Below are 24,951 nucleotides of genomic sequence, written 5' to 3' on the forward strand. Positions count from 1 at the left end.
TCCGGCGGGCGGTGCGGCCGAGGTCTCGGGCGTCAGCCGCGCTGGCGCGAGATGCGCAGGACGTCGGTCAGGCGGCGCAGACCGCGCATGATCTGGGCCAGGTGCTGGCGATCGCGCACGGTCAGCAGGAAGGTCATCGCGGTGGAGTGGCCATCCTGCTCGTTGAAGGAGATGTGCTCGATGTTGGAGCCATGGTCGGCGATGACCGCAGCCATGTCGGCCAGGGCCCCGCGGCGGTTGGCCGTGCGGGTGCGCACCGCGGCGGTGAACTGCAGCGAGGGCTCGTGCGACCATTCCAGCGTGATGGTGCGGTCGCTGCGGTCGCGGCTTTCGTGCAGGACGTTGCGGCAGTTTTCCCGGTGGACCACCAGGCCGCGGCCGGCGCTCAGCTGGCCGATGATCGGGTCACCCGGGATCGGGTGACAGCACCGGGCGTAGTTCAGCACCAGGCCCTCGGTACCGCTGACCGCGAGGGTGGTGGGTGCCTCGTCGGCCGCGGGCTCGGGGGCGTCCCTGCCGGCCATCTGGCGGGCGACCAGTGAGGCCATGCGGTTGCCCAGGCCGATGTCGACCAGCAGTGCGTCCAGGTCCTTCAGCTGCATCGCGTCCAGCATCTGGTCCAGGCGTGCCGGCGAGATCCGCGGCAGGCTGGTGTCCAGCGACTCCAGCGCCTTCTCCAGCAGGCGTTCGCCCAGAGTGCGGGCCTCCTCGGACTGCATCGACTTCAGGCAGTGGCGGATGCCGGTACGGGCTTTGCCGGTGACCACGAAGGACAACCAGGCCGGGTTGGGGCGCGCGCCGGGGGAGGTGACGATCTCCACCGTCTGGCCGCTTTGCAGGCGCACCGACAGCGGCGCCAGCTGACGGTCGATCTTGGCCGCCACACAGCGGTTGCCGACGTCGGAGTGCACTGCGTAGGCGAAGTCGATCGGGGTCGCGTCGCGCGGCAGGACCATGATGTCGCCACCGGGGGTAAAGGTGTAGACCTCGTCGGGGAACAGGTCGACCTTCACGTTCTCCAGGAACTCGATCGAGTTGCCCACGCTGTTCTGGATCTCGAGGACATCCTTCAGCCATTCGCGGGCACGGCTCTGGGCGGTCCGGGTGGATTCGCCCCCGGCCTTGTACTGCCAGTGCGCGGCGATACCACTCTCGGCCACGCGATCCATCTCGGTGGAACGGATCTGGATCTCGATGGGCACGCCCTGCGGGCCGAACAGGATGGTATGCAGCGACTGGTAGCCGTTGGATTTGGGGATCGCGATGTAGTCCTTGAAGCGCCCCGGTACCGGCTTGTAGAGGTTGTGCACCACGCCCAGGGAGCGGTAGCAGGTATCCACGTCGTCGACGATGATGCGGATGGCGAAGACGTCGAACACCTCCTCGAACGAGTGGTGCTTGTCGCGCATCTTGCGGTAGATGCTGTACAGCCCCTTCTCGCGTCCGGAGATGCGCCCGACGATGCCGGCGGCCTCCATGCGCGAGCAGATCGCCTGCTCGATATTGCGCATGGGCTCGCGGCGGTTGCCGCCGGCACGGTGCACCGCGCGTTCCAGTACGGCCGCGCGCCACGGGTGTTTGGCGGAAAAGCCGAGGGCCTCCAGCTCGCGGCGCATGGCGTTCATGCCCAGGCGCTGCGCGATGGGGGCGTAGATCTCCAGGGTTTCCTTGGCGATGCGCCGGCGCTTGTCCGGGCGCATCACGCCCAGGGTGCGCATGTTGTGCAGACGGTCGGCCAGCTTGATCAGGATCACCCGGATATCGCGGGTGATCGCCAGCATCATCTTGCGGAAGTTCTCCGCCTGCGCCTCGGCCTTGGACTGGAACTGCAGGTGGGTGAGCTTGGAGACGCCGTCCACCAGCTCCGCGACCTCTTCGCCGAACTCGGCGTGGATGCGGTCCTTGCTGGTAGCGGTGTCCTCCATCACGTCATGCAGGATGGCGGCGCAGATCGCCTGGTGGTCCATCCGCATCTCGGCCATGGTGCGGGCCACGGCCAGGGGGTGATAGATGTAGGGTTCGCCGGTCTTGCGGGTCTGGCCTTCGTGGGATTCCGCGCCCAGGAGATAGGCGCGATAGACCTCCTCGACCTCTTCCGGCTCGAGATAGGCCTCGAGCTCGGAACACAAATCGCTGATCAGGAATCGGGTCGAATCACCCGTTGCCGCCGAAACGGCCCCGGGCGCGGCTGGCTGCCCAGCGGCCATTGAAAACCCTCGCCTAGCGTTCGTCGGCTTCCAGCTGTTCCAGATGACGGATGGTGCTGAAGTCCAGCATCTGGTTCTGGGGCCGTTCGTCGTGTTCGTCGAACACCTCCGGACCGACTACGCCGGCGGCGATCTCGCGCAGGGCGATCACCGTGGGCTTGTCGTTGTCCTCGGGTACACGCGCTTCCTTGCCGTGGGCGATGTGGCGGGCCCGGCGGGCGGCCATCAGCACCAGCTGAAAGCGGTTTTCGACATTTTCGAGGCAGTCCTCGACGGTAACGCGTGCCATCGGATACTCCGGTCAGTAAATTCTTGAAATCCATGCGGCACAGCCGCAGTTCACTAGCATGTTACGCCGACCCCGGCGCCGCCGCCAACAGATTCCCGATCGTGGGTGCGGCTCGGGTCTCCTGTTCCACGGTGCGCAGACGATTGGCGCGGAAGATACAGGCCAGGTCGCGCACGGCCTCGTCGAAATCGGCATTGACCACGGTGTAGTCGTACTCGCGGAAATGTGTGCAGTCGGATTCGGCGTCGCGCAGGCGGCGCTGGATCACGTCCTCCTCGTCCTGGCCACGGCCGCGCAGGCGGCGCTCCAGCTCGTCGCGCGAGGGGGGCAGGATAAAGATGGAGTGGGCGTCCGGTACCGCCGCGCGCACCTGGCGCGCGCCCTGCCAGTCGATCTCCAGGATCACGTCGACGCCAGCGTCCAGGCGCTCGTCGACGCTGGCGCGCGCGGTGCCGTAGAAGTTGTCGAAGACCTTGGCGTGTTCCAGTAGCTGCCCGTCCTCGATCATGCCGAGGAAGGTCTCGGCGGAGACGAAGTGGTAGTGCTGCCCGTCCACCTCGCTGGCGCGCGGCTTGCGCGTGGTGTGCGAGACCGAGACCTCCACGGCCTCCACCGTCTCCAGGAGCGCCGCGACCAGGCTGGTCTTGCCGGCGCCGGACGGTGCGGAAACGATATAGAGGGTGCCGCGAGCGGCCGGGGTGCTGGCGGTCATGGACGTGTCCGCGGAACCTGAACGTGATCGGGTCCTGGCGGTCTCCCGGGCGGGCCGTTTGCGGCGAGCCACAGGCGGGTAGCCAGGGTCAAAGAAGAAGGTTGGTCGGAGTGAAAGGATTCGAACCTTCGACCCCTGCCTCCCGAAGGCAGTGCTCTACCAAGCTGAGCTACACTCCGAACCGAGCCCGCTATTATGCCGAGCCTCTCCGGGCGTGTCCATGCCCCCGCAGGATGAAAATCGGGTCGGGCGCGGGCGTCAGTGGTTGCGCCCGACGGCGAAGCGGGCAAGGTCGATCAGGGCCTGGCGGTGCGGCGAGTCGGGCAGGGTGGAGATGGCCTCGATCGCGGCGTCGGTTTCCGCCTCCGCGCGGGACCGGGTATAGGCCAGGCCATCCGTGCCGTGCACCACCTGCAGCACCGTGTCGACCCGGTCGCGCCCGCCGTCCTCGATGGCCTGGCGCACGATCGCCTGCTGCTCCGGTGTGCCGACGCGCAGGGCGTGGATCAGCGGCAGGGTGGGCTTGCCCTCGGCGAGGTCATCCCCCATGCGCTTGCCGGTGACTTCGTCATCCGAGGAGTAGTCGAGGACATCGTCGATCAGCTGGAAGGCGGTGCCCAGGTGCATGCCGTAGCGCGCCAGCGCCTGTTCGTCGGCCTGCGGGCGTTCGCCCAGGATCGCGCCCAGCTGGCAGGCCGCCTCGAACAGCTTGGCGGTCTTCGACTGGATCACGTGCATGTAGCGCTGCTCGTCGACGTCGGCGTCGTGGCAGTTCATCAGCTGCATCACCTCGCCCTCGGCGATCACGTTGGTCGCGTGGGAGAGGATCTCCATCACCCGCATGGAGCCGACCTCGACCATCATTTCGAACGCCCGCGAGTAGAGAAAGTCCCCCACCAGCACCGCGGCCTCGTTGCCGAAGATGTGGTTGGCGGTCTCGTTCCCGCGGCGCATCTCGGAGGCGTCGACCACGTCGTCGTGCAGCAGGGTCGCGGTATGGATGAACTCCACCACCGCCGCCAGCGTCACGGGGTCCTGGCCCTGCACGTGGCAGGCGCGCGCGGACAGCGTGGCCAGCAGCGGCCGCAGGCGCTTGCCGCCCGAGTGGATGATGTAGTGCCCGAGCTGGTTGATCAGCACCACCGGCGAGCTCAGGCGCTCGCGGATGCACTGATCGACGGCCTGCATGTCGTCGGCCGCCAGTTCTCGGATCGCGTCAATGGACATGGGGGTAGGCAAGCGGGCTCTGAGAGTGGTCGGGAGGGGCGAAGGCATGCTAGGGAAACGCCACCGAATGTACAAGCTCGCGCGCGGGCGGGCGCGGCTTGTCTTCCAGGCGGCTCGTCTTCCAGACAGAGAAGCACTGATGAATGTACACGCTCGCGAGCGAGTCGCTTTTGCGTGCGTTTGATGCGTGATGACTGCCGTGCAGCCATTCTGTACAAGGGAACCGCAAGGCCGTGCGCCCGCTGGAGACAGGCTGGTCCCGGCATTGACCCGCAAGCGAAGCGCTGCTAGCATTTCCGCCCTTTCGCGAGACCAGTCCCGTCGGCTGGTCCACACAAGGTATCGCAACGGAGTCCCAGGGAAATGTACGCGATCATCGCAACAGGTGGTAAACAGTACCGCGTCGCCGAAGGCGACGTGATTCGCATCGAAAAGCTCGAGGCCGAGGCCGGTTCCGAGGTCGAATTCGACCAGGTGCTGATGGTCGGTGCGGGTGACGATGTCCGCGTCGGGGCCCCGCTGGTGGACGGTGGCAAGGTCACCGCCAAGGTCGAAGACCATGGCCGCGCCAAGAAGGTCCACATCATGAAATTCCGGCGGCGCAAGCATTCCCAGAAGCAGATGGGGCACCGCCAGCACTACACCACCGTGCGCATCACCGGCATCGCCGGCTGATCGGCGCAGGCATTCAGGAGAACTGAACCATGGCACATAAGAAGGCAGGCGGGAGTACCCGCAACGGGCGCGATTCCGAGAGCAAACGCCTTGGCGTGAAGCGCTTTGGCGGTCAGGTCGTGCGCGCCGGCAACATCCTCGTTCGTCAGCGCGGGACGCAGTATCATCCCGGCGAGGGCGTGGGTTGCGGCAAGGACCATACGCTGTTCGCCAAGGTCGACGGCCAGGTCGTCTTCAAGGTGGGTGGTCCGCACAACCGTCGTTTCGTGAGCGTCCAGCCGCAGCAGTAAGCCGGCCGGCTAGGGAGACGCTGATTGAATCGCACGTCCGCGTTGGTGCCCCCTGTTTTCCGAGACAAGGCGCGACGGGCAGCGGGTAGTGGTTCTACCCGCAAGCGGCGCAACGCAGGATCGGGGAACAGGGGGCACCAACCCCACAAGCCATTGAAAGCAGGGGCTCGGCCGCTTTTGCGCGGGAACGGCGTTGCGGCTCCCTTGTGCAGAATGACTGCACGGCGGTCACCGCGCCTTGTTCGCACGCAAAAGCGACTCGAGCGCGGACGTGCGATTCAATCAGCGTCTCCCTAGCGAAGCGTTCGCGAAAAGCCCCGTTCGACGGGGCTTTTTTTGTTCTGTACTGCGGGAAACAAGCAATGAAGTTCATCGACGAGGCCACCATCACCGTGAAGGCCGGCGACGGCGGCAACGGCTGTGTCAGCTTCCGCCGCGAGAAGTACATCCCCTTTGGCGGCCCGGACGGGGGCGACGGCGGGGATGGCGGCTCCGTGTGGCTGGTGGGTGACGAGGGCCTGAATACCCTGGCCGACTTCCGTTACCAGCGTCGCTTCGATGCCCAGCGTGGCGAGAACGGCATGGGGCGCCAGCGCACCGGGGCCTCCGGCGAGGACCTGGAGATCCCGGTCCCGGTCGGCACCCAGGTGCGTGATGCCGAGACCGACGAGATCCTCGGCGACGTGACCCACGAGGGCCAGCGGCTGCTGGTCGCGCAGGGGGGCTTCCACGGGCTTGGCAACACGCGCTACAAGTCCTCCACCAACCAGGCGCCGCGCCAGAGCAAGCCGGGCACGCCGGGCGAGCTGCGCAAGCTGTCGCTGGAGCTGATGGTGCTGGCGGATGTCGGGCTGCTGGGGCTGCCGAACGCGGGCAAGTCCACGCTGCTCGCGCGCGCCTCCGCCGCGCGCCCGAAGATCGCCGACTATCCGTTCACTACCCTGATCCCGCAGCTGGGCGTGGTGCGCATCGGTGTGAACCAGAGCTTCGTAATCGCCGACATCCCCGGGCTGATCGAGGGCGCGGCCGAGGGGGCCGGCCTGGGCACGCGGTTCCTCAAGCACCTGGCGCGCACCCGGCTGTTGCTGCACGTGGTGGATGTGGCGCCGCCCGACCCGGAGGCCGACCCGCTGGTGGATCTGCGCACCGCGATCACCGAGCTGGAGCACCACAGCGACCAGCTGGCGTCACTGCCGCGCTGGATCGTGCTGAACAAGAAGGAGTTGCTGGACCCCGAGGATCTGGCGGCCCTGGTCGAGCGGGTGCGCGCCGATCAGGGGTCGGAACGTCCGGTGTTCGCCATCTCCGCCGCGACCGGCGAGGGCGTGGATGCCCTGCTCCAGGCCGTGATGCGCCATGTCGAAGAGACCGCGCAGGCAGCGGCCGAGGCCGGCCGGCGCGACGCGATCGCCAACCCGGAGGACCCCGCGTGACCGCGGGGGACATGCGTGCGCTCCCGGCGATCCGCCGGGTGGTGGTCAAGATCGGGAGTGCCCTGATCACCGCGGATGGGGCCGGGCTCGACCGCCCGGCGCTGGAGTCCTGGGCGCACCAGATCGCGGCGCTGCGCCGCCGTGGCCTGGAGGTGATCCTGGTCTCCAGTGGCGCGGTGGCCGAGGGCATGCGGCGGCTGGGCATGACCGAACGGCCGCACCAGTTGCATCACGTGCAGGCGGCCGCGGCGGTCGGCCAGATGGGGCTAGTGCAGGCCTACGAGCGCGAGTTCGCCAGCCACGACCTGCACGCGGCCCAGGTCCTGCTGACCCATGATGATCTGGCCGATCGCTCGCGCTACCTGAATGCCCGCAGCACCATGCAGGCGCTGCTGGAGATGGGCACGATCCCGGTGGTCAACGAGAACGACACGGTGGCCTACGAGGAGATCCGGCTGGGGGACAACGACACCCTGGCGGCGCTGGTCGCAAACCTGGTGGTGGCCGACCTGCTGCTGATCCTGACCGACCAGGATGGCTTGTTCGATCGCGATCCGCGCAAGCATGCGGACGCCCGCCTGATCGCCGAAGGCCGGGCCTCGGATGCCCAGCTGCACCGCTACGTGGCCGCCGATTTCGGGCGCCTGGGGCGCGGCGGCATGGCGACCAAGCTGCTGGCCGCCGAACGCGCGGCGCGCTCCGGTACGCATACCGTGATCGCCTCCGGGCGCGAGGCGCAGGTGATGGGGCGGGTGCTGAAGGGCGAGCCGCTGGGGACCTGGCTGAAGCCGGACCGCGAACCCCTGGCGGCGCGCAAGCGCTGGCTGGCGGATCAGCTGCACTCGCGCGGGCAGTTGCAGCTGGATGCCGGGGCCGCGCGCGTGTTGCGCGAGTCGGGCAGCAGCCTGCTGCCGGTGGGGGTGGTCGGAGTCGAGGGCGATTTCCGCCGCGGCGAGGTGGTGACCTGCCTGGACCCGGACGGGGTCGCGGTGGCGCGCGGGCTCACCAACTACGGGGCCAGCGAGATCCAGCGCATCCGCGGCCAGCGCGCCGACCGCATCGAGGCGGAGCTGGGCTACCTGCTGGAGCCGGAGCTGATCCACCGCGACAATCTCGTCCTGCTATCCTGATTCGCCTGCGAGCGCGTACGCGTTCGTACCCAGCCGCCCTCGGCGGGGCTCCATGCACCCCCTGTGGGAGCGTGCTTGCACGCGAAGCCCCTGCCCGCGTCCGACTCTGGCAGGGGCTTCGCGTGCAAGCACGCTCCCACGGTGTATTGCGTGTGCCGAGCCGATCGCCATCCCGGCTCTGCGCCGCGCTGCGGCCCGGGATGACCCCGCGCCTCACGGGTCCCTGCTACGGGCTCAGGGCCTCCGTGGTTAAGGAGACGCTGATTGAATCGCGCGTCCGCGTTGGTGCCCCCTGTTTTCCGAGACAAGGCGCGTCGTGCAGCGGGTAGTGGTTCTACCCGCAAGCGGCGCAACGCAGGATCGGGGAACAGGGGGCACCAACCCCAAAAGCCATTAAAAGCAGGGGCTCGGCCGCTTTTGCGCGGGAACGGCGTTGCGGTTCCCTTGTGCAGAATGACTGCACGGCGGTCACCGCGCCTTGTTCCCACGCAAAAGCGACTCGAGCGCGGACGTGCGATTCAATCAGCGTCTCCTTAAAGGCGGAGGTCGCGCGCTTCACTCGTCGGTCTGGGTGGAGGTGACGTCGAGGTCCAGGCGGCCGCGCGCCAGGCGTGCGCGCAGGTGCTGGCCGGGGGCGGTCTGGTCCGCGCGGCGCAGGACCTCGCCCTCGGGGGTCTGCAGGATCGCGTAGCCGCGTTCCAGTACCGCCTCCGGGTCCAGGGAGCGGAGCTGGCGCGCGGTGGCATCCAGGTGGCGCTGGCGGGTGGCGAGCGCCTGCCGGGTGGCGCCCTCCAGTTGCCGCTGGAGCCGCGCCAGGGCCTCCCGCCGCTGGGTGATGTCGTGGTCGGGGCGCACCCGGGCCAGACGCTGGCGCAGGTGCTCCAGACGCATGCGCGCGGCAGTCAGGCGGTTGCCGGGCGAGGCCCCGGCCAGGCGCAACTGGGCGCGCTGCAGCCGCGATCGGGCGCGTTCCTCGAGGCGTGACCAGGCGCGGTTCAGGCGCTCGCGCTGGTCGTCCAGGCGCTGGGCATTGCGCTCCAGGAGTTGGCTGGGGTGGCGGCGCTCCAGGCGGGTGTGCAGGGCGGTGAGGGTCTGCCGGTGGCGCGCGATGCGCTGGCCTAGCAGGCCGGTGAGGCGTTCGCGGGCCCGCGCCAGCTGGTGGCGCAGGGTGGCGGCATCCGGGCTGACGGCCTCCGCCGCGGCGGTCGGCGTGGAGGCGCGCAGATCGGCGACGAAGTCGGCGATGGTGGTGTCGGTCTCGTGCCCCACGCCGGTGACGATCGGGATGGGGCAGGCGGCGATCGCGCGTGCGACGCTCTCCTCGTTGAAGGCCTGTAGGTCCTCCAGGGAGCCGCCGCCACGGGCGAGGATGATCACGTCGACCCGGCCCTCGGCCGCAGCCTGTTCCAGCGCCGCGACGATCTGGCCGGCGGCCTGCGCGCCCTGCACGGCGGTGGGGTAAAGCGTGACCGGCAGCAGCAGCGGGAAGCGCCGCGCCAGGGTGCGCTCGATGTCGTGGCGCACGTCGCCCTGGGTGGAGGTGATCACGCCCAGGCGGTGGGTCCAGGCGGGCAGCGGCTGCTTGCGCTCGGCGTCGAACAGGCCCTCGGCGGCGAGTTTCTCCTTGAGCCGCTGGAAGGCGGCCAGCAGGCGCCCCTCGCCGGCCGGCTGCAGGGCCTCGACGATGATCTGGAACTGGCCACGGGCGCCGTAGATCCCGGCGCGCCCGCGGATCTGGACCGCGTCGCCGTCGGCAAAACGCGCCGCCTGGCGCGCCTTGCCGCGAAACAGCACGCAGTTCACCGAGGCGTTCTCGTCCTTCAGCGAGAAGTACTGGTGGCCCGAGGCATACTGGCGCAGGTTGGAGACTTCGCCCTCGACGCGCACCACGCCGAGGCCGTCGCGGAGCAGCCCGTCGGCGCACTGGTTGAGTTGGGTGACGGAAAAGACCGGGGTATCGCTCATGCGGCCCTCGCTTACAGGCGGCTGAAGACGCGCTGGAACACGTCGGTGCCGCGCCCGACCGGGTCGACCCGCAGGCGGGCCTCTTCCTCGGCCATGGCATGGAACAGGCCGTCCATGGTGTGCTCCAGCACGTGCTCGGCAAGGTCCAGACGCACGTTCGCGAGGAACGGGATGTCGCGCATGCGCGCCTCCAGTTCGCGATAGGTTGTCAGGGCCTCCACGGCGTCCAGGCTGTTCTCCACGACCGGGCGCATGGCATCGGTCAGGCGCGGGCGCATGTGGGCCTCCAGATGGCGGGTGGCGGCGTCCTCGTCGCCCAGCAGGATGCCCCGTGCATTGTTCAGGTCGAGGGCGAAGATGGCCCGGATGAAGGGCTCCCGTGCCTGCCAGACGGCGTCCTCGGCCGCGCGGTTCATGCGCTCCTCCAGGGTGTCCAGCGGCGCGGCCATACCCAGGCGCCCCAGGGAGCGCCGGGTGGTCGCGAGTACCTCGGGCAGGGGGATGCGCACGTCGGGATTGCCGTAGAAGCCGTTGCGCCGGCTGAGGGTCTCGGAGGCCGCGTGGGTCGCGATGACCAGTGCTTCGTGGACGGCCTCGATCAGCTCCGAGGTGGACAGCCCGGAGAACTCCGGCGGACGCGTGATCAGCGAGCGGAACATGTCCTGGCCGAAGCGCCACCAGTCGGCTTGGGCGCTGGACGCGGTGGCCAGGCCGAGGCCGGGGGCCAGCAGCAGGGCCAGCGCGGAGCGGCGGGTGATGCGGGCCGGGGGCGCGCGTTCGGGCATGGGTTCTCGCCTGGCGGAGGGTCCGGAGTGAACCGGCATCCTATCAGGGTGCTCCGGCAGCGTCTGCGATCCGCCCTTCGCAGGCCTGTGTGCGCTTGTCGCGGGAGAGTGCGAATTCTATACTGAAGGGCTATTTATCTACCCCCGGGATTTCCTCCCCCTGCGTCCCGGCGGGCCTGTCCTGGAGTGGTGCATGCGGATACTCGGTGAAGCCCTTACCTTTGATGACGTGCTGCTGATCCCGGGACATTCGGATGTCGTTCCGCGCGATGTCGATTTGAGTACCCGGATCACCCGCGAGATCACGCTCTCCGCCCCGGTGGTGTCGGCGGCGATGGATACGGTCACCGAGGCCAGCCTGGCGATCGCGATGGCTCAGGAGGGCGGGCTCGGTATCGTCCACAAGAACATGTCGGTGGAGGCCCAGGCGGCCGAGGTCCGGCAGGTCAAGAAATACGAAAGCGGCGTGATCAGCGAGCCGATCACCATCGGCCCGGGCGCCACTATCGGCCAGGTGGTGGAGCTCACCGAGGCCAATCACATCTCCGGCGTGCCAGTGGTGGATGGGAACGATCTGGTCGGCATCGTGACCTCCCGTGACCTGCGCTTCGAGACGCGGATGGAGGCGCCGGTCACCGAGATCATGACCCCGCGCGACCGACTGGTGACCGTGCCCGAGGGGGCCGACCGCGAGATGGTGCTGGAACTGCTGCACAAGCATCGCATCGAGAAGGTGCTGGTGGTCAACGACGACTTCCAGCTGCGCGGGATGATCACCGTCAAGGACATCCAGAAGTCCACCGAGCATCCCAATGCCTCCAAGGACGAGCGCGGCCGCCTGCGCGTGGGCGCGGCGGTCGGCGTGGGCGATGGCACGGACGAGCGCGTGGCCGCGCTGGTCGAGGCCGGGGTGGATGTGCTGGTGGTGGATACCGCGCACGGTCATTCCCAGGGCGTGCTCGACCGCGTTGCCTGGGTGAAGAAGCACTACCCGGACGTACAGGTGGTCGGCGGCAACATCGCCACCGCCGCCGCCGCGAAGGACCTGGTCGCGGCCGGGGCGGATGGCGTGAAGGTGGGGATCGGGCCGGGCTCGATCTGCACCACCCGCATTGTGGCCGGCGTGGGCGTGCCGCAGATCACCGCGATCTCGGATGTGGCCGAGGCGCTCCAGGGCACCGGCGTGCCGCTGATCGCCGACGGCGGCGTGCGCTTCTCCGGGGACCTGGCCAAGGCGATCGCCGCGGGCGCGGACTGCGTGATGCTGGGTTCGATGTTCGCCGGGACCGAGGAGGCCCCGGGCGAGGTCGAGCTCTACCAGGGCCGCTCCTACAAAATCTATCGCGGCATGGGCTCGCTGGGTGCGATGCAGCAGGGCTCCTCGGATCGCTATTTCCAGGACCCGAACGCATCGGCCGACAAGTTCGTGCCCGAGGGCATCGAGGGTCGCGTGCCGTACAAGGGCTCGATCGTCGCGATCATCTACCAGCTGATGGGCGGGCTGCGCTCGTCCATGGGGTATGTCGGCGCGCACAACATCGAAGAGATGCGGACCAAGCCGCACTTCGTCCGCGTGACCGCCGCCGGCATGCGCGAGAGCCACGTGCACGACGTGGCGATCACCAAGGAAGCCCCGAACTACCGAATGGACTGACCGGCCCGACACGGCCCGGTCCCGATACCCCACCGGCCGTCCGGCCGGTATAGCGGATGACCTCATGACCCAGGATCTTCACGCCCACCGCATTCTGGTGCTGGACTTCGGCTCCCAGTACACCCAGCTGATCGCCCGCCGCGTGCGCGAGGCCGGGGTCTACTCCGAGGTACACGCCTGGGACATGCCGGCGGCGGACATCCGCGCGTTCAATCCCACCGGGATCATCCTGTCCGGTGGCCCGGAGTCGGTAAATATCGACCAGCCGCCGCGCGCCGAGGACACAGTGTTCGAGCTGGGCGTGCCGGTGCTGGGGATCTGCTACGGCATGCAGACCATGGCCGCGCAGTTGGGCGGCCGGGTCGAGCCGTCCGAGCGTCGCGAGTTCGGCTACGCCCAGGTGCGCGCCCGCGGTCATACCCCGCTTTTGCGCGACATCGAGGATCACACCACACCGGAGGGCTACGGCCTGCTGGACGTGTGGATGTCGCATGGCGACCACGTGACCGAACTGCCGGAGGGCTTTCGCCTGATGGCCTCCACCGACTCCGCGCCGATCGCCGGCATGGCCGACCCGGAGCGCGGCTTCTACGGCGTGCAGTTCCATCCCGAGGTCACGCACACCACCCAGGGCCAGCGCATCATCGAACGCTTCCTGCACGAGATCTGCGGCTGCGAGGCGCTGTGGACCGCCGACAACATCATCGACGACATGGCCGCGCGGGTGCGCGAACAGGTCGGCGACGACCACGTGGTGCTGGGCCTGTCCGGCGGGGTGGACTCCTCGGTGGTCGGTGCGCTGCTGCACAAGGCGATCGGCGACCAGCTGACCTGCGTGTTCGTGGACACCGGACTGCTGCGCGAGGGCGAGGGCGACCACGTGATGGCGACCTTCGCCCGCCACATGGGCGTGAACGTGATCCGCGTGGATGCCGAGGACCGCTTCATGCGTGCGCTCGCCGGGGTCGAGGATCCGGAGGCCAAGCGCAAGGTCATCGGCGGGCTGTTCATCGACGTGTTCGACGAGGAGGCCGCGAAGCTGAACAACGTGCAGTGGCTGGCCCAGGGCACGATCTACCCGGACGTGATCGAGTCGGCCGACTCGAAGACCGGCAAGGCGCATGTGATCAAGTCGCACCACAACGTGGGCGGCCTGCCGGAGAACATGAAGCTGGGGCTGGTGGAGCCGCTGCGTGAGCTGTTCAAGGACGAGGTGCGCAAGATCGGCGTGGAGCTGGGCCTGCCCACCGAGATGGTCTACCGCCACCCGTTCCCGGGGCCGGGTCTGGGCGTGCGCATCCTCGGCGCCGTGAAAAAGGAATACGCCGATCTGCTGCGCCGGGCCGATGCGATCTTCATCGAGGAGCTGCGCAAGGCGGATCTGTACGACAAGACCTCGCAGGCGTTTGCGGTGTTCCTGCCGGTGAAGTCGGTCGGGGTGATGGGCGACGGTCGGCGCTACGATTACGTGGTCGCGCTGCGCGCGGTGGAGACCATCGACTTCATGACCGCGCGCTGGGCGCACCTGCCGTACGACTTCCTCGATCACGTCTCGCGCCGGATCATCAACGAGATCCCCGGCATCTCGCGCGTGACCTACGACATCTCCGGCAAGCCCCCCGCCACTATCGAGTGGGAATAGGGCCTCGGCGCCCGGCCGGATCGGCAGGCATGCCCCGCCCCGGCCGGGGGTGGGCGCGATCGCGTTATCCCGCGAGCAGGAGCCAGGCGGCGGCCCCGATCACGCCCGCTACGATGGCGGCTGCGGCCAGTCCGAGTCCGAACAACGCACGGTTGGCACCTCGCGTGGCATCTTCCGCCTTGCCGCCCGTCGATCCCGCTCCCTCGGCAGGTGCGTTGTCCCGGCCCTGACGCAGCAGGTCCAGCATCGCGTCGATACGGTCATCGTCGAAGGCGAAGGGGTCGAACTGGCGCTGGCCAAAGCGCTGCAGCAGCTGACGGACGTCCACCGCCGCCGGGACGTATTTCATCGACCATTCGCCAAATCCCGGGCTCTCCAGTGACTGCTCGCGCAGCACCCGTACCTCCTCGTGGCGATCGTCACGCCGGATCCGCTCCAGGGTGCCGCGGACGGCCTCGGGCTCGCCCTCCAGGCACTGGAAGAAGTGGCCATCCCCGTAATAGAGCGCGCCGACAATCCCGCTGCGCGGGTTGTTCTGGCGTGACTGCATCAGGATGCGGCTGACTTCGGGCTCGATGCCCTGGCTGGAGGTGTTCTCGCGGAAGGTGGCGCGAGAGGCGTAGACGAGCTGGAGAATGGCGGGCATGCGGGCGTCCGTTCCGGGGCGATATGAAGAAGACCGCCCGCGCCCCGCGGGGTTCATTCGATCATCTGGTTGACGTGTTCCAGGCCGATTGCGTCGTCTTCCCAGTTCAGGCGGGTGGTGCCGGGCTTGGCCGCCAGACGGCGGATGGAGGCGACCGAGCTGCGGTCGATATGGGCCAGTCGATGCCGGGTGGCGTTGTGGCTCTCGATGTTGGCGGCCTGCAGAATGTCGCTGTAATTGACCGGTTCGCCTTCCTCCGGCTCGCGCTTGAGGTTTTCGTGTTCGGCCACGGCGCGGATGATCTCCGGCTCGAAGTTCCAGTTCTTCAGCATCGCGCGGCCGATGGCGACGTGCGCGGCATCGGCCGCGGCCTGCAGGGCGCGTGGATCCTCGTAGATCTCCTGGGTCTTCTCGGCGCGGCGCAGGATCGGGATCATGCCGATGTCGTGAACCAGCCCGGCGAGCAGGGCGGTGTCCGGGTCCAGATGGGGGTGGCGACGGGCCAGCAGGTAGCTGATGATCGCCACCTCCAGGCTGTGGTTCCACAGCTCCTCCATCCGGATGCGGATGGCCTCGTTCCCGCTCTGGAAGACCTCCTTCATGGACAGCGCGATGATGGTCTGGCGGGCGCGTTCCATGCCCAGGCGGGTCACCGCAGAACGGATGGTGGCGCAGCGGGTCAGCCCCCGGTAGGCCGGGCTGTTGGCATGGCGCACCAGGCGCGAAGCCAGGGCCGTGTCGCGCGAGATCAGGTTGACCAGATCGGCGATGGAGCTGGATTCGTCCTGGGTGATGAACAGCGCCTGCACCGAGACATCGGGCAGGGTCGGGATCTCGATCTGGTGACGTTCGAGGTCCTCGCGCAGGCGCTCCAGGAATTTTTCGACTTCCGCTCGGGTGGCCAAGGGCAATCCGTGTCCGGCTGGGTAAAGACGCGCCGATTATGCCACAGGCGTTGGCACGGGCGGGGTGTGGCGGGCCGGTTGACGGGCTGCCGGCCCCTGCCGATGATGAAGGGAGCCGACAGGAGGTCGTGATGCGCCGATTCGTGCTGGATACCAGCGTCTTTACCAACCCGCATGTGGCCGGGCAGTTCGGCGAGGACCCCGAGGATATCCTGCGGACCTTCCTCAACCTGGCGCGCCACTGCCCCGCCGAGTTCTACATGCCGCTGTCGGTGTACGAGGAGTTTCGCGGCATGCGCGACCTCGAGGCCCTGGCGGCCGACTTCGAGACCGTGGTCTGGGTGCGCTCCCCGCGGCGTTTCGCCCTGACCCTGCCGAGCGACATCCTCTACGAGTTCATCGACGAGGTGCGCACCCGCATCGACCGCGGCCTGCGCATCGCCGAGGAGCACACGCGCCAGGCGGGGGCGGCCGAGTCGCTGCGCCCGGAGCTGATCACGCAGCTGCGCGAGCGTTTCCGCGAGGCCATGCGCAAAGGCCTGGTGGACTCGCGCGAGGATGTCGATGCCGTGCTGCTGGCGATGGAGCTGGATGCCGAGCTGGCCAGCGCCGACGAGGGCATGCGCAAGCTGGGCAACCGCATGGGCATCAAGCTGGTCACCGCCGACTACCTGCGCCAGGTGATGGAGAACCTCTCCGAGTCGGGCATCCCCGGTCAGGGCGGCGCCTGAGGCCGCAAGTCGGGGCCTTTCCCGTGTTCGCCTGCAAGCAGGCGAAGGGCTCAGTCGTATTGCCGGTCACCCGCCAGGGCCGAGGCGAGGGTGCCGGTGATGCGGTCGAACAGGCGTTCGAACTCCAGCAGCCAGTAGCCGCTTTCTTCCTGACGCGGGGTGTCCGGCAGGAAGCGCACGTGGCGTCCGCCGGTTGCCTGCATGTGGTCGACAAAGCGCTGCGCCCCCGCGCGCTCGCGAAAGCGGCAGCGGTAGGTGTGGCCGACGCGTCCCTCGCGCCGGCTCTTGTCCACCGCGGTCGCCAGCCCGGACAGCAGGGCCTCGCCCAGTTCCCGTTCCACGGCGGCACGTTCGCTGGGGGGGTGCTCCGCGAGGAACACCGCCAGGCGGGTCAGGCGATTGGTGAAGTACTCCGGCGGGAGGTCCAGCAGCTGCTCGGAACACACGCGGATGTCGTTGATGCAGGAGCCCCCGGCCACGTACTTGGCGCGGTGCTGGCCGTCCGCGGTCTTCAGTACCAGCCCCTCGGCCCCCTCCGCATCCAGTTGTCGGATCAGCTGCCCGAGAGCTGCGCTGTCTGCGGGCGTGAACCGTCCGTGCAGGGGTGCCGGGGGTAGCTGGTGGCGCTGCATCAGGGCGAATTTCTCGTCCTGCGGCACGAAGCCGGGGCGCCCGAGCCGCATCAGGTCGAACACGAACAGGCCGACATCCTGTGCCACGCGCGGCGTGGAACCCTCCAGATAGGGGGTGTCCGGTCCGGCGATCTCCGCGCACAGCACCAGGTCGGGCTCGGCGTCGAACACGGCGAGGTCCACGAAATCGGGCACCCGGTCGGTGCTGAAGGCGCAGACAAATCCGCCCCGGCTGAAGGCGTAGACCCGGCCGTCCCGGCGCAGGATGCGCACGTTGAAGCCGTCGATCTTCTCCTCCGCCCAGAACGGCTGCTCGAACTGGCGTGGCAAGCCGGCCTCCAGTGACTGGATCCGCCCAATGGCCGGGTAGCCGGGCACCACCGAGCCGTCCGGCAGCACCACGGAACCACGCGGGTAGTGGTTCACCGGTTCCAGCAGCCGGGCGTATTCCAGCCCGTCAAAGGTCAGGGCCTCGGCTCGGTGGTTCGCGATCGCGTCCTGCAGCGTGTCCCGGTCGATCATGCGTTCTCCATTGCCAACGCGAGCGTGTGCATCAATCCGTGTTTCCCTTGCGCAGCCCCCGGATCTGGTCTTTCAGCGCCTCGGTGTGGTGACGCGCCTTGGCCGCCTGAGTGACCAGGCGCCGCGCCATGCTGATGATCCGCAGCTGGCGTTCCATCTCGGCCATGCTCAGCGAGCCGAAGGTGCCCTCGCGTAGCAGGGCGGCCTTCAGTTCGGCGTAGGTGGTTTCCACCGCGTCCACGGCCTCGGCGGCGGCCAGATCATGGCCATTGTCACCGTCGTCCGCCTCCAGATTGCACAGGTCCAGGGCGCGTATCGCCTGTTCCTGCCAGGCGCGGCGCTGCTCGGTCACGATCGGGCGCTCCTCGCCGCTGGACTGGCGGCGCAGATCGGCGATCTCGTCGGCCAGTATGGCGACCTCGCGGTGGTAACGGGCGACGCGCACGGCCTCGGCGATGCCGTGCCCGACCTGTTCCGGCATCGGGTGGTTGGCGGTATGGGCCGCGAACTCGGCAATGGCCTGGGTGAGCTGCTCCGCGGCCAGGCGCCGGCGATCGAGGATGCCGGCAGCTGGCGGGGTGGCCTGCAAGGCCTCGCGTGCCATCGAATGGCCGATATCGGCCAGGCGTTCGGTCTCCTGGATCAGCGACTGCAGGGCGAGATCCGGTACCCCGGAACTGCTGCGGTCCAGATACTGGGGCCGGGCGATGTCTTCCTCGGTGGTGCGAAAGCGAGTCTGCAGCCAGCGGATCATCGGCGGGGCGACCGGGACCATCAGCGCCACGCCCAGCAGGTTGAACGCAGTGTGGAACAGCGCCAGCAGCACCGCCGGGGCCGGGGCCTCGCCGGTGCTGCCCCAGATCCAGGCGATCGCGGCCAGGAACCAGGGCAGGATCAGCAGCGCGACGATTGCGGTCAGGCCGTTGAAGATCACATGGGCTGCGGCGACGCGCTTGGCGTTCGGGGTCGCGCCGATCACCACCAGCAGCGCCTTGACCGTGGTGCCGAGGTTGGCGCCGATCACGGCCGCGGCGGCCGCCTCCAGCGGGACCGCACCGCTCATCGCGGCGGTCAGGGCCATGGCCATGGAGGCCGAGGAGCTCTGCATCAGCACGGTCAGCAGCGCGCCGATGCCGACCATGATGACCAGCCCGAGGAAGCCGGGGCGGGCCAGCGCGCCCAGGTCGAAGGTGGCACTAAGCCCCTCGAAGGCCTCGCGCAGTACGTCGATGCCGAAGAACAGCAACCCGAAGCCGGCCAGGGCCAGTCCCAGGTAGCGCGGCCGCGCGGCCTTCATGAACAGGTAGAGCAGGGCGCCGATGCCGATCGCCGGCAGGGCGAAGGCCTCGATGCGGATGTTGAAGCCGATCAGCGCGACCAGCCAGCCGGTCATGGTGGTGCCGACGTTAGAGCCGAAGATCACCCAGACCGACTGTCCGAGCGTCAGCAGGCCGGCGTTGGCGAAGCCGATGGTGGCCACGGTGACCGCGCTGGAGGACTGCACCAGTGCGGTCACGCCCATGCCCGAGGCGAGGGCGCGCGGCCGGGTGCGGGTCCATTGCCCGAGGATATGCTGCAACGCCTTGCCGCCGGCGGTCTTCAGGCCGTCGGTCAGCAGGGTCATCCCGAGCAGGAACAGGCCGAGACCGCCGAGAAAACCGGCGATCAGGGCGTAGGTGCTGACGGCTTCGGCCTCCGGCATCGCAGCTGTGGGGATGCGGCGTTACAGGGTGATGGTCTCGCCGAAGGCCGGCACATGCGCCTCGGCCCCCAGCTCGTCACGCAGGCCGGCGGCCAGGGCCTCGCGCGCCTCCGGCTCGCCGTGAACCAGATGGAACACCGGCTGGTCCTGAAAGCCGCGTGCCCAGTCGAGCAGCTGGCTGCGCCCGGCGTGAGCGGAAAAGCCGCCCAGGGTATGGATCTTGGCGTTCACCGCGACCTCGTCGCCCAGCAGCTTGACCTTCTCGGCGCCGTCCACCAGACGCCGCCCGAGCGTGCCGGCGGCCTGGAAGCCGACGATCACCAGATGCGCCTCGCGCCGCCACAGGTTGTATTTCATGTGGTGACGAATGCGCCCGCCATTGCACATGCCGGAGCCGGCGATGATGATCGCGCCGCCCGTGATGCGGTTGATCGCCATGGATTCTTCCACCGTGCGACAGACCTGCAGCCCGGGCAGGTAGGCAGCCGGATCCCCATTCGCGGCCTGGTGCAGCCGGTCCATGTCCTCCGGGTCCAGGGTCTTGCGCAGGCGGGCGTACAGTTCGGTGACCTTGATGGCCATCGGGCTGTCGAGGAAGACCTTCTGCTGCGGCAGCCGACCGGCGTGGTGCAGCATGCTCAGGTGGTAGAGGACCTCCTGGGTGCGGCCGACCGCGAAGGCCGGGATCAGCACGTTGCCGCCGCTCTTGTCGGCCTCGGCCAGCACCTGCGCGAACTCCTCGACCGTCTCCTCCATCGGGCGGTGGTCGCGGTCGCCGTAGGTGCTCTCCAGCAGCACGTGGTCGGCGTGTTCCGGGCGCGCGGGCTCGTGCATCAGCACGGCGTCGTCATTGCCGAGATCGCCCGAGAACACCAGGTGCCGGTCGCGACCGCCAGCGGGCACGATCAGGTCCACGATCGCGGAGCCGAGGATATGCCCGGCATCGCGAAAGGTCAGGCCAATCCCGCCCGCGATCTTGCGCGCCTGGCCGTAGGGCACGGCCTCGCACAGCCCGAGGGTGGTGGCGACATCATCGATGTCGTAGACCGGCTCCAGCAGCGGCTTGTCCGCCCGCCGGCGCCACTTGTTCTCCCACTCGATGTCCTTGCTCATTACGAACGCGGCATCCTCGAGCATGATCTCGAGCAGTTCCTCGGTGCCCGGCGTGCAGTAGATCGGGCCGCGGTAGCCATCGCGCACCAGCTTGGGCAGGAGCCCCGAGTGGTCGAGGTGGCCGTGTGACAGCACCACCGCGTCGAGGCTTTCCGCCAGTTCGGCGAGCGGGGCGCGGTTCGCCTCGTCCGCATCGCTGTTGCCCTGATACATGCCGCATTCCAGCAGGATGCGGGCATCGTCGGTCTCGAGGAGATAACGCGATCCGGTGACCTCGCCGGTCGCCCCCTGAAAGGTCAGTTGTGCCATGGGGAGAAGTGTACGCGGGACGCGGGTGCGATGGGCAGTCAAAGTGTCCGGGCTTGATCCCGATCAATCCGGCCCCGGATTGTCCGACGCACGGCTTGACCCGCCCTCGGCCGCGGGCGAGCCTGTAATCGGGTCATGGAGGAGGATGCGGGCCATGCGATTGAGCAGTCCGGCGTTTGCTGACGGAGAACGGATGCCGGTCGAGGTCTCGGCGCGGGATGCCAACGAGCTGCCGCAACTGGAGATCCGCGAGGTGCCGGCGGGCGCGCGCAGCCTCGCGCTGATCCTGGAGGACCTGGATTCGCCGCTGGGGGAGGTCACTCACTGGCTGGTCTGGAACCTGCCGCCGGATACGCATTGCGTGGATGCCCTGCACCTGCCCCGCGAGGGGCGCGTGGGGATGGATGCCTTCGGCAAGGTTGGCTATCTCGGCCCGGTACCGCCGGAGGGCTGTCATCACTACCGCTTCCGCCTGCTGGCGCTGGATGCCGAGCTGGAGCTGGAGGCGGGGGCGACCCGCAGCCAGTTCGATGCCGTGGCCGAGGGGCACGTGCTGGACGAGGCGGATCTCACCGGGGCGCTGTGCTCCGCCGACGAGGGCACGGATCCCGATGCGCCGGGCTGATCCGGCCCGCGGGGAGGCCGCGGCATGAGCCACTATCGCCCGGAGGCCTTCTTCGCCACGGTGAACCCGACGGTGTTCACCGCCTCCGCGATCATGGTGGTGGTGTTCGTCGCCTTCGGGGTGATCTTCCCGTCCACGGCCAGCGAGGTGTTCGCCAGCATCCACGGCTTCATCACCGAGTATCTCGGCTGGGGCTACCTGCTGGTGGTGACCTTTTTCCTCGGCTTTTTGATCTGGCTGGGTTTCAGCCGCTATGGCGTGATCCGGCTGGGGCAGCCGGACGACCGGCCGGAGTTCGGCTTTGCCGCCTGGTTCGCGATGCTGTTCTCCGCCGGTATGGGGATTGGCCTCGTGTTCTGGAGTGTGGCCGAGCCGATCCTGCACTACCAGCACCCGCCGACCGGCGATGGCGAGACCGACGCGGCCGCACGCCAGGCGATGGTCTACACCTTCTTCCACTGGGGCCTGCATGCCTGGGCGGTGTACGTGGTGCTGGGGCTGTCGGTCGCCTATTTCAGCTTCCGGCACCGCCTGCCGCTGACCATCCGCTCGATCTTCTACCCGCTGCTGGGGGATCGCATCTACGGCCCGATCGGGCATGTGATCGACATCCTCGCGGTGTTCGGCACCCTGTTCGGGCTGGCGACTTCGCTGGGTTTCGGGGCGATGCAGCTCAATACCGGGCTCAACGTGCTGGTCGACATGCCGGTCTCGCACTGGTGGCAGGTGGGCATCATTACCGCGATCACCGCGGTGGCGGTGCTGTCGGTGATCTCCGGGCTGGATCGCGGGCTGAAGTGGGTCAGCGTGTTCAACCTGGTGCTGGCGATCAGCTTCATGCTGTTCGTGCTGATCGCCGGGCCCACATTGTTCATCCTGCGCTTCTTCCTCGACTCCACCGGTGGTTATCTGCAGCAGATCATCCAGCTCAGCCTGCACACCGACGCCATCGGCGGTTCGCAGTGGCAGAAGGACTGGACCATGTTCTACTGGGCGTGGTGGATCGCCTGGTCGCCGTTCGTCGGCATCTTCATCGCGCGCATCTCGCGCGGGCGCACCATCCGCGAGTTCATCGTCGGCGTGCTCGCCCTGCCCAGCCTGTTCGTGTTCGCCTGGATGGCGATCTTCGGCGGCACTGCATTGCACATGGAGCTGTTCGACGACGGCGCGGGCATCGCCGCGGCGGTCGCTGAGGACACCACCGTGGCCCTGTACGCGACCCTCGCGCAGCTGCCCTGGACCACGATCGCCTCCGGCGTGGCGACCCTGCTGATCGCGACCTACTTCATCACCTCGTCGGCCTCCGGCACCTACGTGGTGGATGCACTGATCTCGCGCGGTTCGAAGCACTCGCCGAAGCGCCAGCGGGTGATCTGGGGGATTACCGAGGGCGCGGTGGCCGCGACGCTGCTGATCGTCGGCGGCGAGCGCGCGCTGGACAGCCTGCAGACCGGCTCCCTGACCGCCGGGCTGCCAGTGGCAATCATCCTGGTCTTCTGCTGCTTCAGCCTGCTGCGCGCGCTGGGCCGCGAGTATCGTGTGGAGGGCGTGGATCCGCCCTGGCGTTGAGCCGCGTTCAGTGTTTCCCGAGCGTCTTGCGCAGGTGCTCGATCTGTTCCGGCTTGATGCCGGCGATGTCCTTGATCGGCAGGGTCACGGCAAACCCGTTGCCCAGTCGGCTCAGTTCCAGTTCCGCGTCCAGGTGGTCCAGCATGCGCCGGGCAAGGCTGGACTCCAGCACCATCAGCAGCACCTTGCGGCCGGAGGTGTCCTTCAGGTCCATGACCGGGTTGCGCCGCAGCTGGGCGATGCCCTGGGCATCCAGTAGGGTCAGGCCGGCGGCCCCGTCGCGCTGAACGATCTCGATCGCGCGGTCGGCCAGGCTGCGCGGGATGACGGCGGCGAGCAGAACGAATTGCATGGCAGAGTCTCCGTATCCGGGGGCGTCAGGGCGTGGTGGTCAGGTGGCCGACGAACTCCATGCCCTGAAGGGCGTTCACGTCCAGGGTGAAGGCAAGCCCGTTGTAGGGCTGGAACAGGTCGAGCTCCAGGTTCAGGCGCTGCGCAATGCGTTCGGCGCGCGCGGTATCCAGCTGCCAGATGCAGACCGACTCGTTGCCCTGGTAGGTCACGCCGAGAAAGGTCATGTGCTCGGGGAAACCGAGGCCCGAACCCTGGATCACCGCCCCGTCCGCGCCGCCTTCCTCGGCGGCGATGGCCAGGGCCTGCTCCTCGCGGTCCTGGTCGACGATCGCGATCAGAAAGGTCTCCTCCATGATGCTGTCCCCCCCGTGACGGGTTCCGTCAGTTGCCGAGATAGCGCCGCAGCACGCGCTGCCATTCGTCGGATTCCAGAATCTCGAGGATAGCGACGTTCATCGGGGCGCGCAGCGGCGAGCCCTGGGGCAGGGCGAGGGCATAGTCCTGGCGCAGAAACTCGACCGGCAGAACCTCCAGTTGCCCCGCAAAGTGCTCGCGGACCTGATAGCGCAGCAGCGGAGCGTCGTAGACCATGGCGTCGGCCCGGCCCTCGGCGACTGCGCCCAGTGCGGTGGCGAGGTCCGCATGGTCACGGTAGGCAAAGCCCTGGTCGTCCAGCCAGGCGGCGGCACTGGAGCCGCCGATGGTGGCGATGCGCTGGCCCTCCAGGTCGGAGACATTCTGGATGCCGGTGTCCAGCGAACTGACGGTCAGCGTGGTCGCAATGGCGGCGGTGAAGGTGGAGACCAGGATCAGCGCCGCGAACATCCAGACCAGCGCAATCGCGCGGCCGGGCAGGGTGCGCGGGGCCTTGTCGCCATAGCCCACCGTGGTCATGGTCACGGCGGCCCACCAGAACGCGGAGCCGAGCCCTTGTGCGGCACTGCCGCCGAACTCGTCAGCGTTGCGCCGGCGTTCGAACAGCCAGAGCAGCGCACCCACCAGCAGGAGCAGTCCGGAGAGCGCGAGGATGACCATCAGGAAGGGTATGGAGATGAACGCGCGCAGGGCCCCGGCGACCGGGTTGCCCTGCTGGGGCACGGCAATCGACAGCCCGGTGCTGTAGTACGGATGGGTGAAGTCGACCCGTTCGGCGCGTTCAGCGGTCGCGGTTAGGGCCGCGACCGAGATATCGATACGGTCATCCCCCAGGCCCTCGATGAGTCCCTCGAGGCTGGTCTCCCGGTAGTCGGAGTCCAGTTCCATGCGTTCCGCGACCCGCTCCCACAGTTCGATGGCAATGCCGGAAGGAGCGGCGCCCGGCTCCTCCGGCGCAATCACGAACGGTGGCACGAAGCGCGTCCCCACGCGCAGGGTCGAATCGGCGCCGATGCCGCGGGCCTCATCTCCCTCGGCCTGAGCGGACGGCAGGCTCAGCAACGTGGCGAACACGAACACTGCGCCGGCCAGCAGCGACACAAACGGGGGCGAGCAGAGGGTGCGGGGCATGCGGACATCCGGTGGGGGCTTGCCCGTACCATAACCGTAAGATCGTCAACGAGGCAGTCTACGGGAGGGTGAACCGTACCGACTTTTCCGGAGGCTCTGATCCTTGGGAGGATAGAGCGATGAGTGAGACGACACGGTATAGCCCGGAGGTCCGGGAACGGGCGGTGCGGCTGGTGTGGGAACACCAGGAGGAGTACCCATCCCAGCATGCGGCGATCCAGTCGATTGCACCGAAGATTGGCTGCACGGGCGAGACGCTGCGGCTGTGGGTCCGCCGCGCGGAGCGCGAGCGGGACGATGCCTCGGCGTTGTCGGATAACGAACGGGC

Annotated in this window: 24 protein-coding genes and 1 tRNA gene; 10 read left to right on the top strand and 15 right to left on the bottom strand. The window is 68.3% G+C overall.

Features of this window, described 5'->3' with window-relative positions:
• Positions 1–32 precede the first annotated feature (32 nt).
• The 5 genes from spoT to ispB all read right to left on the bottom strand — a co-directional run bounded on the left by spoT (position 33) and on the right by ispB (position 4,435).
• The gene (gene spoT, locus F614_RS0111765; protein WP_026329859.1) at positions 33–2,207 is read right to left on the bottom strand and encodes a bifunctional GTP diphosphokinase/guanosine-3',5'-bis pyrophosphate 3'-pyrophosphohydrolase; all 2,175 of its coding nucleotides are present in this window, start codon (positions 2,205–2,207) and stop codon (positions 33–35) included.
• Between the two features lie 13 nt (positions 2,208–2,220).
• Positions 2,221–2,496: a DNA-directed RNA polymerase subunit omega gene (gene rpoZ / locus F614_RS0111770; RefSeq protein ID WP_018867870.1), complete on the bottom strand. Its 276-nt coding sequence runs from the start codon at positions 2,494–2,496 to the stop codon at positions 2,221–2,223.
• A gap of 61 nt (positions 2,497–2,557) precedes the next feature.
• The gene (gmk, locus tag F614_RS0111775; RefSeq protein ID WP_018867869.1) at positions 2,558–3,208 is read right to left on the bottom strand and encodes a guanylate kinase; all 651 of its coding nucleotides are present in this window, start codon (positions 3,206–3,208) and stop codon (positions 2,558–2,560) included.
• A gap of 102 nt (positions 3,209–3,310) precedes the next feature.
• Positions 3,311–3,387: transfer RNA gene (locus F614_RS0111780), tRNA-Pro, on the bottom strand.
• A 79-nt stretch (positions 3,388–3,466) separates the two neighbouring features.
• A complete protein-coding gene (gene ispB / locus F614_RS0111785; protein WP_018867868.1) occupies positions 3,467–4,435 on the bottom strand; it encodes an octaprenyl diphosphate synthase in 969 nt (322 codons plus the stop codon).
• A 363-nt stretch (positions 4,436–4,798) separates the two neighbouring features.
• Between ispB and rplU the strand changes: the two genes are divergently transcribed.
• From rplU to proB, 4 genes are all read left to right on the top strand, one after another.
• Entirely contained in the window at positions 4,799–5,110 is a 312-nt protein-coding gene (gene rplU, locus F614_RS0111790; protein ID WP_017941885.1) for a 50S ribosomal protein L21, read from the top strand.
• A gap of 29 nt (positions 5,111–5,139) precedes the next feature.
• Positions 5,140–5,400 carry a 50S ribosomal protein L27 gene (rpmA, locus tag F614_RS0111795; RefSeq protein ID WP_018867867.1) on the top strand — a complete coding sequence of 87 codons (261 nt, stop codon included), beginning with the start codon at positions 5,140–5,142 and terminating at the stop codon, positions 5,398–5,400.
• Positions 5,401–5,762: 362 nt separating this feature from the next.
• Positions 5,763–6,833, top strand: coding sequence for an Obg family GTPase CgtA (cgtA, locus tag F614_RS0111800; RefSeq protein WP_018881249.1), 1,071 nt, complete (start codon positions 5,763–5,765; stop codon positions 6,831–6,833).
• An 11-nt stretch (positions 6,834–6,844) separates the two neighbouring features.
• Positions 6,845–7,963 (top strand): glutamate 5-kinase, encoded by a 1,119-nt coding sequence (gene proB, locus F614_RS0111805; RefSeq protein ID WP_038035670.1) that lies wholly within the window; start codon positions 6,845–6,847, stop codon positions 7,961–7,963.
• Between the two features lie 555 nt (positions 7,964–8,518).
• On the opposite strand, the gene xseA is transcribed toward proB, so the two are convergent.
• Both xseA and F614_RS0111815 read right to left on the bottom strand, forming a co-directional pair.
• A complete protein-coding gene (gene xseA / locus F614_RS0111810; protein WP_019558948.1) occupies positions 8,519–9,928 on the bottom strand; it encodes an exodeoxyribonuclease VII large subunit in 1,410 nt (469 codons plus the stop codon).
• A gap of 11 nt (positions 9,929–9,939) precedes the next feature.
• A complete protein-coding gene (locus tag F614_RS0111815) occupies positions 9,940–10,713 on the bottom strand; it encodes a DUF4197 domain-containing protein (protein WP_018881246.1) in 774 nt (257 codons plus the stop codon).
• A 193-nt stretch (positions 10,714–10,906) separates the two neighbouring features.
• Between F614_RS0111815 and guaB the strand changes: the two genes are divergently transcribed.
• Positions 10,907–12,367: an IMP dehydrogenase gene (gene guaB / locus F614_RS0111820; RefSeq protein WP_018866382.1), complete on the top strand. Its 1,461-nt coding sequence runs from the start codon at positions 10,907–10,909 to the stop codon at positions 12,365–12,367.
• Between the two features lie 64 nt (positions 12,368–12,431).
• On the top strand, positions 12,432–14,009 hold the full coding sequence (gene guaA / locus F614_RS0111825) for a glutamine-hydrolyzing GMP synthase (protein ID WP_018876987.1): 1,578 nt from the start codon (positions 12,432–12,434) through the stop codon (positions 14,007–14,009).
• A gap of 64 nt (positions 14,010–14,073) precedes the next feature.
• On the opposite strand, the gene F614_RS0111830 is transcribed toward guaA, so the two are convergent.
• Both F614_RS0111830 and F614_RS0111835 read right to left on the bottom strand, forming a co-directional pair.
• The gene (locus tag F614_RS0111830; RefSeq protein WP_018881245.1) at positions 14,074–14,655 is read right to left on the bottom strand and encodes a BLUF domain-containing protein; all 582 of its coding nucleotides are present in this window, start codon (positions 14,653–14,655) and stop codon (positions 14,074–14,076) included.
• Positions 14,656–14,708: 53 nt separating this feature from the next.
• Complete coding sequence (locus F614_RS0111835; protein WP_018876981.1) at positions 14,709–15,560, bottom strand: HDOD domain-containing protein; 852 nt, start codon at positions 15,558–15,560, stop codon at positions 14,709–14,711.
• 131 nt (positions 15,561–15,691) lie between these two features.
• On the opposite strand from F614_RS0111835, the gene F614_RS0111840 reads away from it, so the two are divergent.
• Entirely contained in the window at positions 15,692–16,291 is a 600-nt protein-coding gene (locus tag F614_RS0111840; protein ID WP_017941871.1) for an RNA ligase partner protein, read from the top strand.
• A 50-nt stretch (positions 16,292–16,341) separates the two neighbouring features.
• On the opposite strand, the gene F614_RS0111845 is transcribed toward F614_RS0111840, so the two are convergent.
• The 3 genes from F614_RS0111845 to F614_RS0111855 are packed head-to-tail and all read right to left on the bottom strand — an operon-like array spanning position 16,342 to position 20,569.
• Positions 16,342–17,445 carry an RNA ligase gene (locus F614_RS0111845; RefSeq protein WP_019558949.1) on the bottom strand — a complete coding sequence of 368 codons (1,104 nt, stop codon included), beginning with the start codon at positions 17,443–17,445 and terminating at the stop codon, positions 16,342–16,344.
• Between the two features lie 31 nt (positions 17,446–17,476).
• Complete coding sequence (locus tag F614_RS0111850; protein WP_018878015.1) at positions 17,477–19,147, bottom strand: Na/Pi cotransporter family protein; 1,671 nt, start codon at positions 19,145–19,147, stop codon at positions 17,477–17,479.
• A 21-nt stretch (positions 19,148–19,168) separates the two neighbouring features.
• Entirely contained in the window at positions 19,169–20,569 is a 1,401-nt protein-coding gene (locus tag F614_RS0111855) for an MBL fold metallo-hydrolase RNA specificity domain-containing protein (protein ID WP_019558950.1), read from the bottom strand.
• Positions 20,570–20,762: 193 nt separating this feature from the next.
• Between F614_RS0111855 and F614_RS0111860 the strand changes: the two genes are divergently transcribed.
• Both F614_RS0111860 and F614_RS0111865 read left to right on the top strand, forming a co-directional pair.
• Complete coding sequence (locus F614_RS0111860; RefSeq protein WP_018878013.1) at positions 20,763–21,194, top strand: YbhB/YbcL family Raf kinase inhibitor-like protein; 432 nt, start codon at positions 20,763–20,765, stop codon at positions 21,192–21,194.
• Between the two features lie 24 nt (positions 21,195–21,218).
• On the top strand, positions 21,219–22,763 hold the full coding sequence (locus F614_RS0111865) for a BCCT family transporter (protein ID WP_019558951.1): 1,545 nt from the start codon (positions 21,219–21,221) through the stop codon (positions 22,761–22,763).
• A 7-nt stretch (positions 22,764–22,770) separates the two neighbouring features.
• Here F614_RS0111865 and F614_RS0111870 read toward each other — a convergent pair whose 3' ends face one another.
• The 3 genes from F614_RS0111870 to F614_RS0111880 are packed head-to-tail and all read right to left on the bottom strand — an operon-like array spanning position 22,771 to position 24,623.
• Complete coding sequence (locus tag F614_RS0111870) at positions 22,771–23,115, bottom strand: hypothetical protein (RefSeq protein ID WP_018872340.1); 345 nt, start codon at positions 23,113–23,115, stop codon at positions 22,771–22,773.
• Between the two features lie 25 nt (positions 23,116–23,140).
• Positions 23,141–23,470 (bottom strand): hypothetical protein, encoded by a 330-nt coding sequence (locus F614_RS0111875; protein ID WP_018876975.1) that lies wholly within the window; start codon positions 23,468–23,470, stop codon positions 23,141–23,143.
• 28 nt (positions 23,471–23,498) lie between these two features.
• Positions 23,499–24,623: a transporter substrate-binding domain-containing protein gene (locus F614_RS0111880; RefSeq protein WP_018876974.1), complete on the bottom strand. Its 1,125-nt coding sequence runs from the start codon at positions 24,621–24,623 to the stop codon at positions 23,499–23,501.
• A 119-nt stretch (positions 24,624–24,742) separates the two neighbouring features.
• Here F614_RS0111880 and F614_RS0111885 point away from each other — a divergent pair.
• Positions 24,743–24,951: transposase (locus F614_RS0111885; protein ID WP_026329860.1), on the top strand; the 209-nt coding region annotated here is incomplete at its 3' end.

The organism is Thioalkalivibrio sp. ALE12, assembly GCF_000381105.1.
Taxonomy (GTDB): Bacteria; Pseudomonadota; Gammaproteobacteria; order Ectothiorhodospirales; family Ectothiorhodospiraceae; genus Thioalkalivibrio.

Coding starts and splice junctions, on each gene's coding strand:
- proB (WP_038035670.1), top strand. CDS start 6,845: ATGCGTGCGCTCCCGGCGATCCGCCGGGTGGTGGTCAAGATCGGGAGT.
- F614_RS0111850 (WP_018878015.1), bottom strand. CDS start 19,147: ATGCCGGAGGCCGAAGCCGTCAGCACCTACGCCCTGATCGCCGGTTTT.
- F614_RS0111855 (WP_019558950.1), bottom strand. CDS start 20,569: ATGGCACAACTGACCTTTCAGGGGGCGACCGGCGAGGTCACCGGATCG.
- cgtA (WP_018881249.1), top strand. CDS start 5,763: ATGAAGTTCATCGACGAGGCCACCATCACCGTGAAGGCCGGCGACGGC.
- guaB (WP_018866382.1), top strand. CDS start 10,907: ATGCGGATACTCGGTGAAGCCCTTACCTTTGATGACGTGCTGCTGATC.
- F614_RS0111815 (WP_018881246.1), bottom strand. CDS start 10,713: ATGCCCGAACGCGCGCCCCCGGCCCGCATCACCCGCCGCTCCGCGCTG.
- spoT (WP_026329859.1), bottom strand. CDS start 2,207: ATGGCCGCTGGGCAGCCAGCCGCGCCCGGGGCCGTTTCGGCGGCAACG.
- F614_RS0111875 (WP_018876975.1), bottom strand. CDS start 23,470: ATGGAGGAGACCTTTCTGATCGCGATCGTCGACCAGGACCGCGAGGAG.
- F614_RS0111865 (WP_019558951.1), top strand. CDS start 21,219: ATGAGCCACTATCGCCCGGAGGCCTTCTTCGCCACGGTGAACCCGACG.
- F614_RS0111860 (WP_018878013.1), top strand. CDS start 20,763: ATGCCGGTCGAGGTCTCGGCGCGGGATGCCAACGAGCTGCCGCAACTG.
- F614_RS0111840 (WP_017941871.1), top strand. CDS start 15,692: ATGCGCCGATTCGTGCTGGATACCAGCGTCTTTACCAACCCGCATGTG.
- gmk (WP_018867869.1), bottom strand. CDS start 3,208: ATGACCGCCAGCACCCCGGCCGCTCGCGGCACCCTCTATATCGTTTCC.
- F614_RS0111880 (WP_018876974.1), bottom strand. CDS start 24,623: ATGCCCCGCACCCTCTGCTCGCCCCCGTTTGTGTCGCTGCTGGCCGGC.
- F614_RS0111830 (WP_018881245.1), bottom strand. CDS start 14,655: ATGCCCGCCATTCTCCAGCTCGTCTACGCCTCTCGCGCCACCTTCCGC.
- ispB (WP_018867868.1), bottom strand. CDS start 4,435: ATGTCCATTGACGCGATCCGAGAACTGGCGGCCGACGACATGCAGGCC.
- xseA (WP_019558948.1), bottom strand. CDS start 9,928: ATGAGCGATACCCCGGTCTTTTCCGTCACCCAACTCAACCAGTGCGCC.
- F614_RS0111845 (WP_019558949.1), bottom strand. CDS start 17,445: ATGATCGACCGGGACACGCTGCAGGACGCGATCGCGAACCACCGAGCC.
- rpoZ (WP_018867870.1), bottom strand. CDS start 2,496: ATGGCACGCGTTACCGTCGAGGACTGCCTCGAAAATGTCGAAAACCGC.
- F614_RS0111870 (WP_018872340.1), bottom strand. CDS start 23,115: ATGCAATTCGTTCTGCTCGCCGCCGTCATCCCGCGCAGCCTGGCCGAC.
- guaA (WP_018876987.1), top strand. CDS start 12,432: ATGACCCAGGATCTTCACGCCCACCGCATTCTGGTGCTGGACTTCGGC.
- rplU (WP_017941885.1), top strand. CDS start 4,799: ATGTACGCGATCATCGCAACAGGTGGTAAACAGTACCGCGTCGCCGAA.
- rpmA (WP_018867867.1), top strand. CDS start 5,140: ATGGCACATAAGAAGGCAGGCGGGAGTACCCGCAACGGGCGCGATTCC.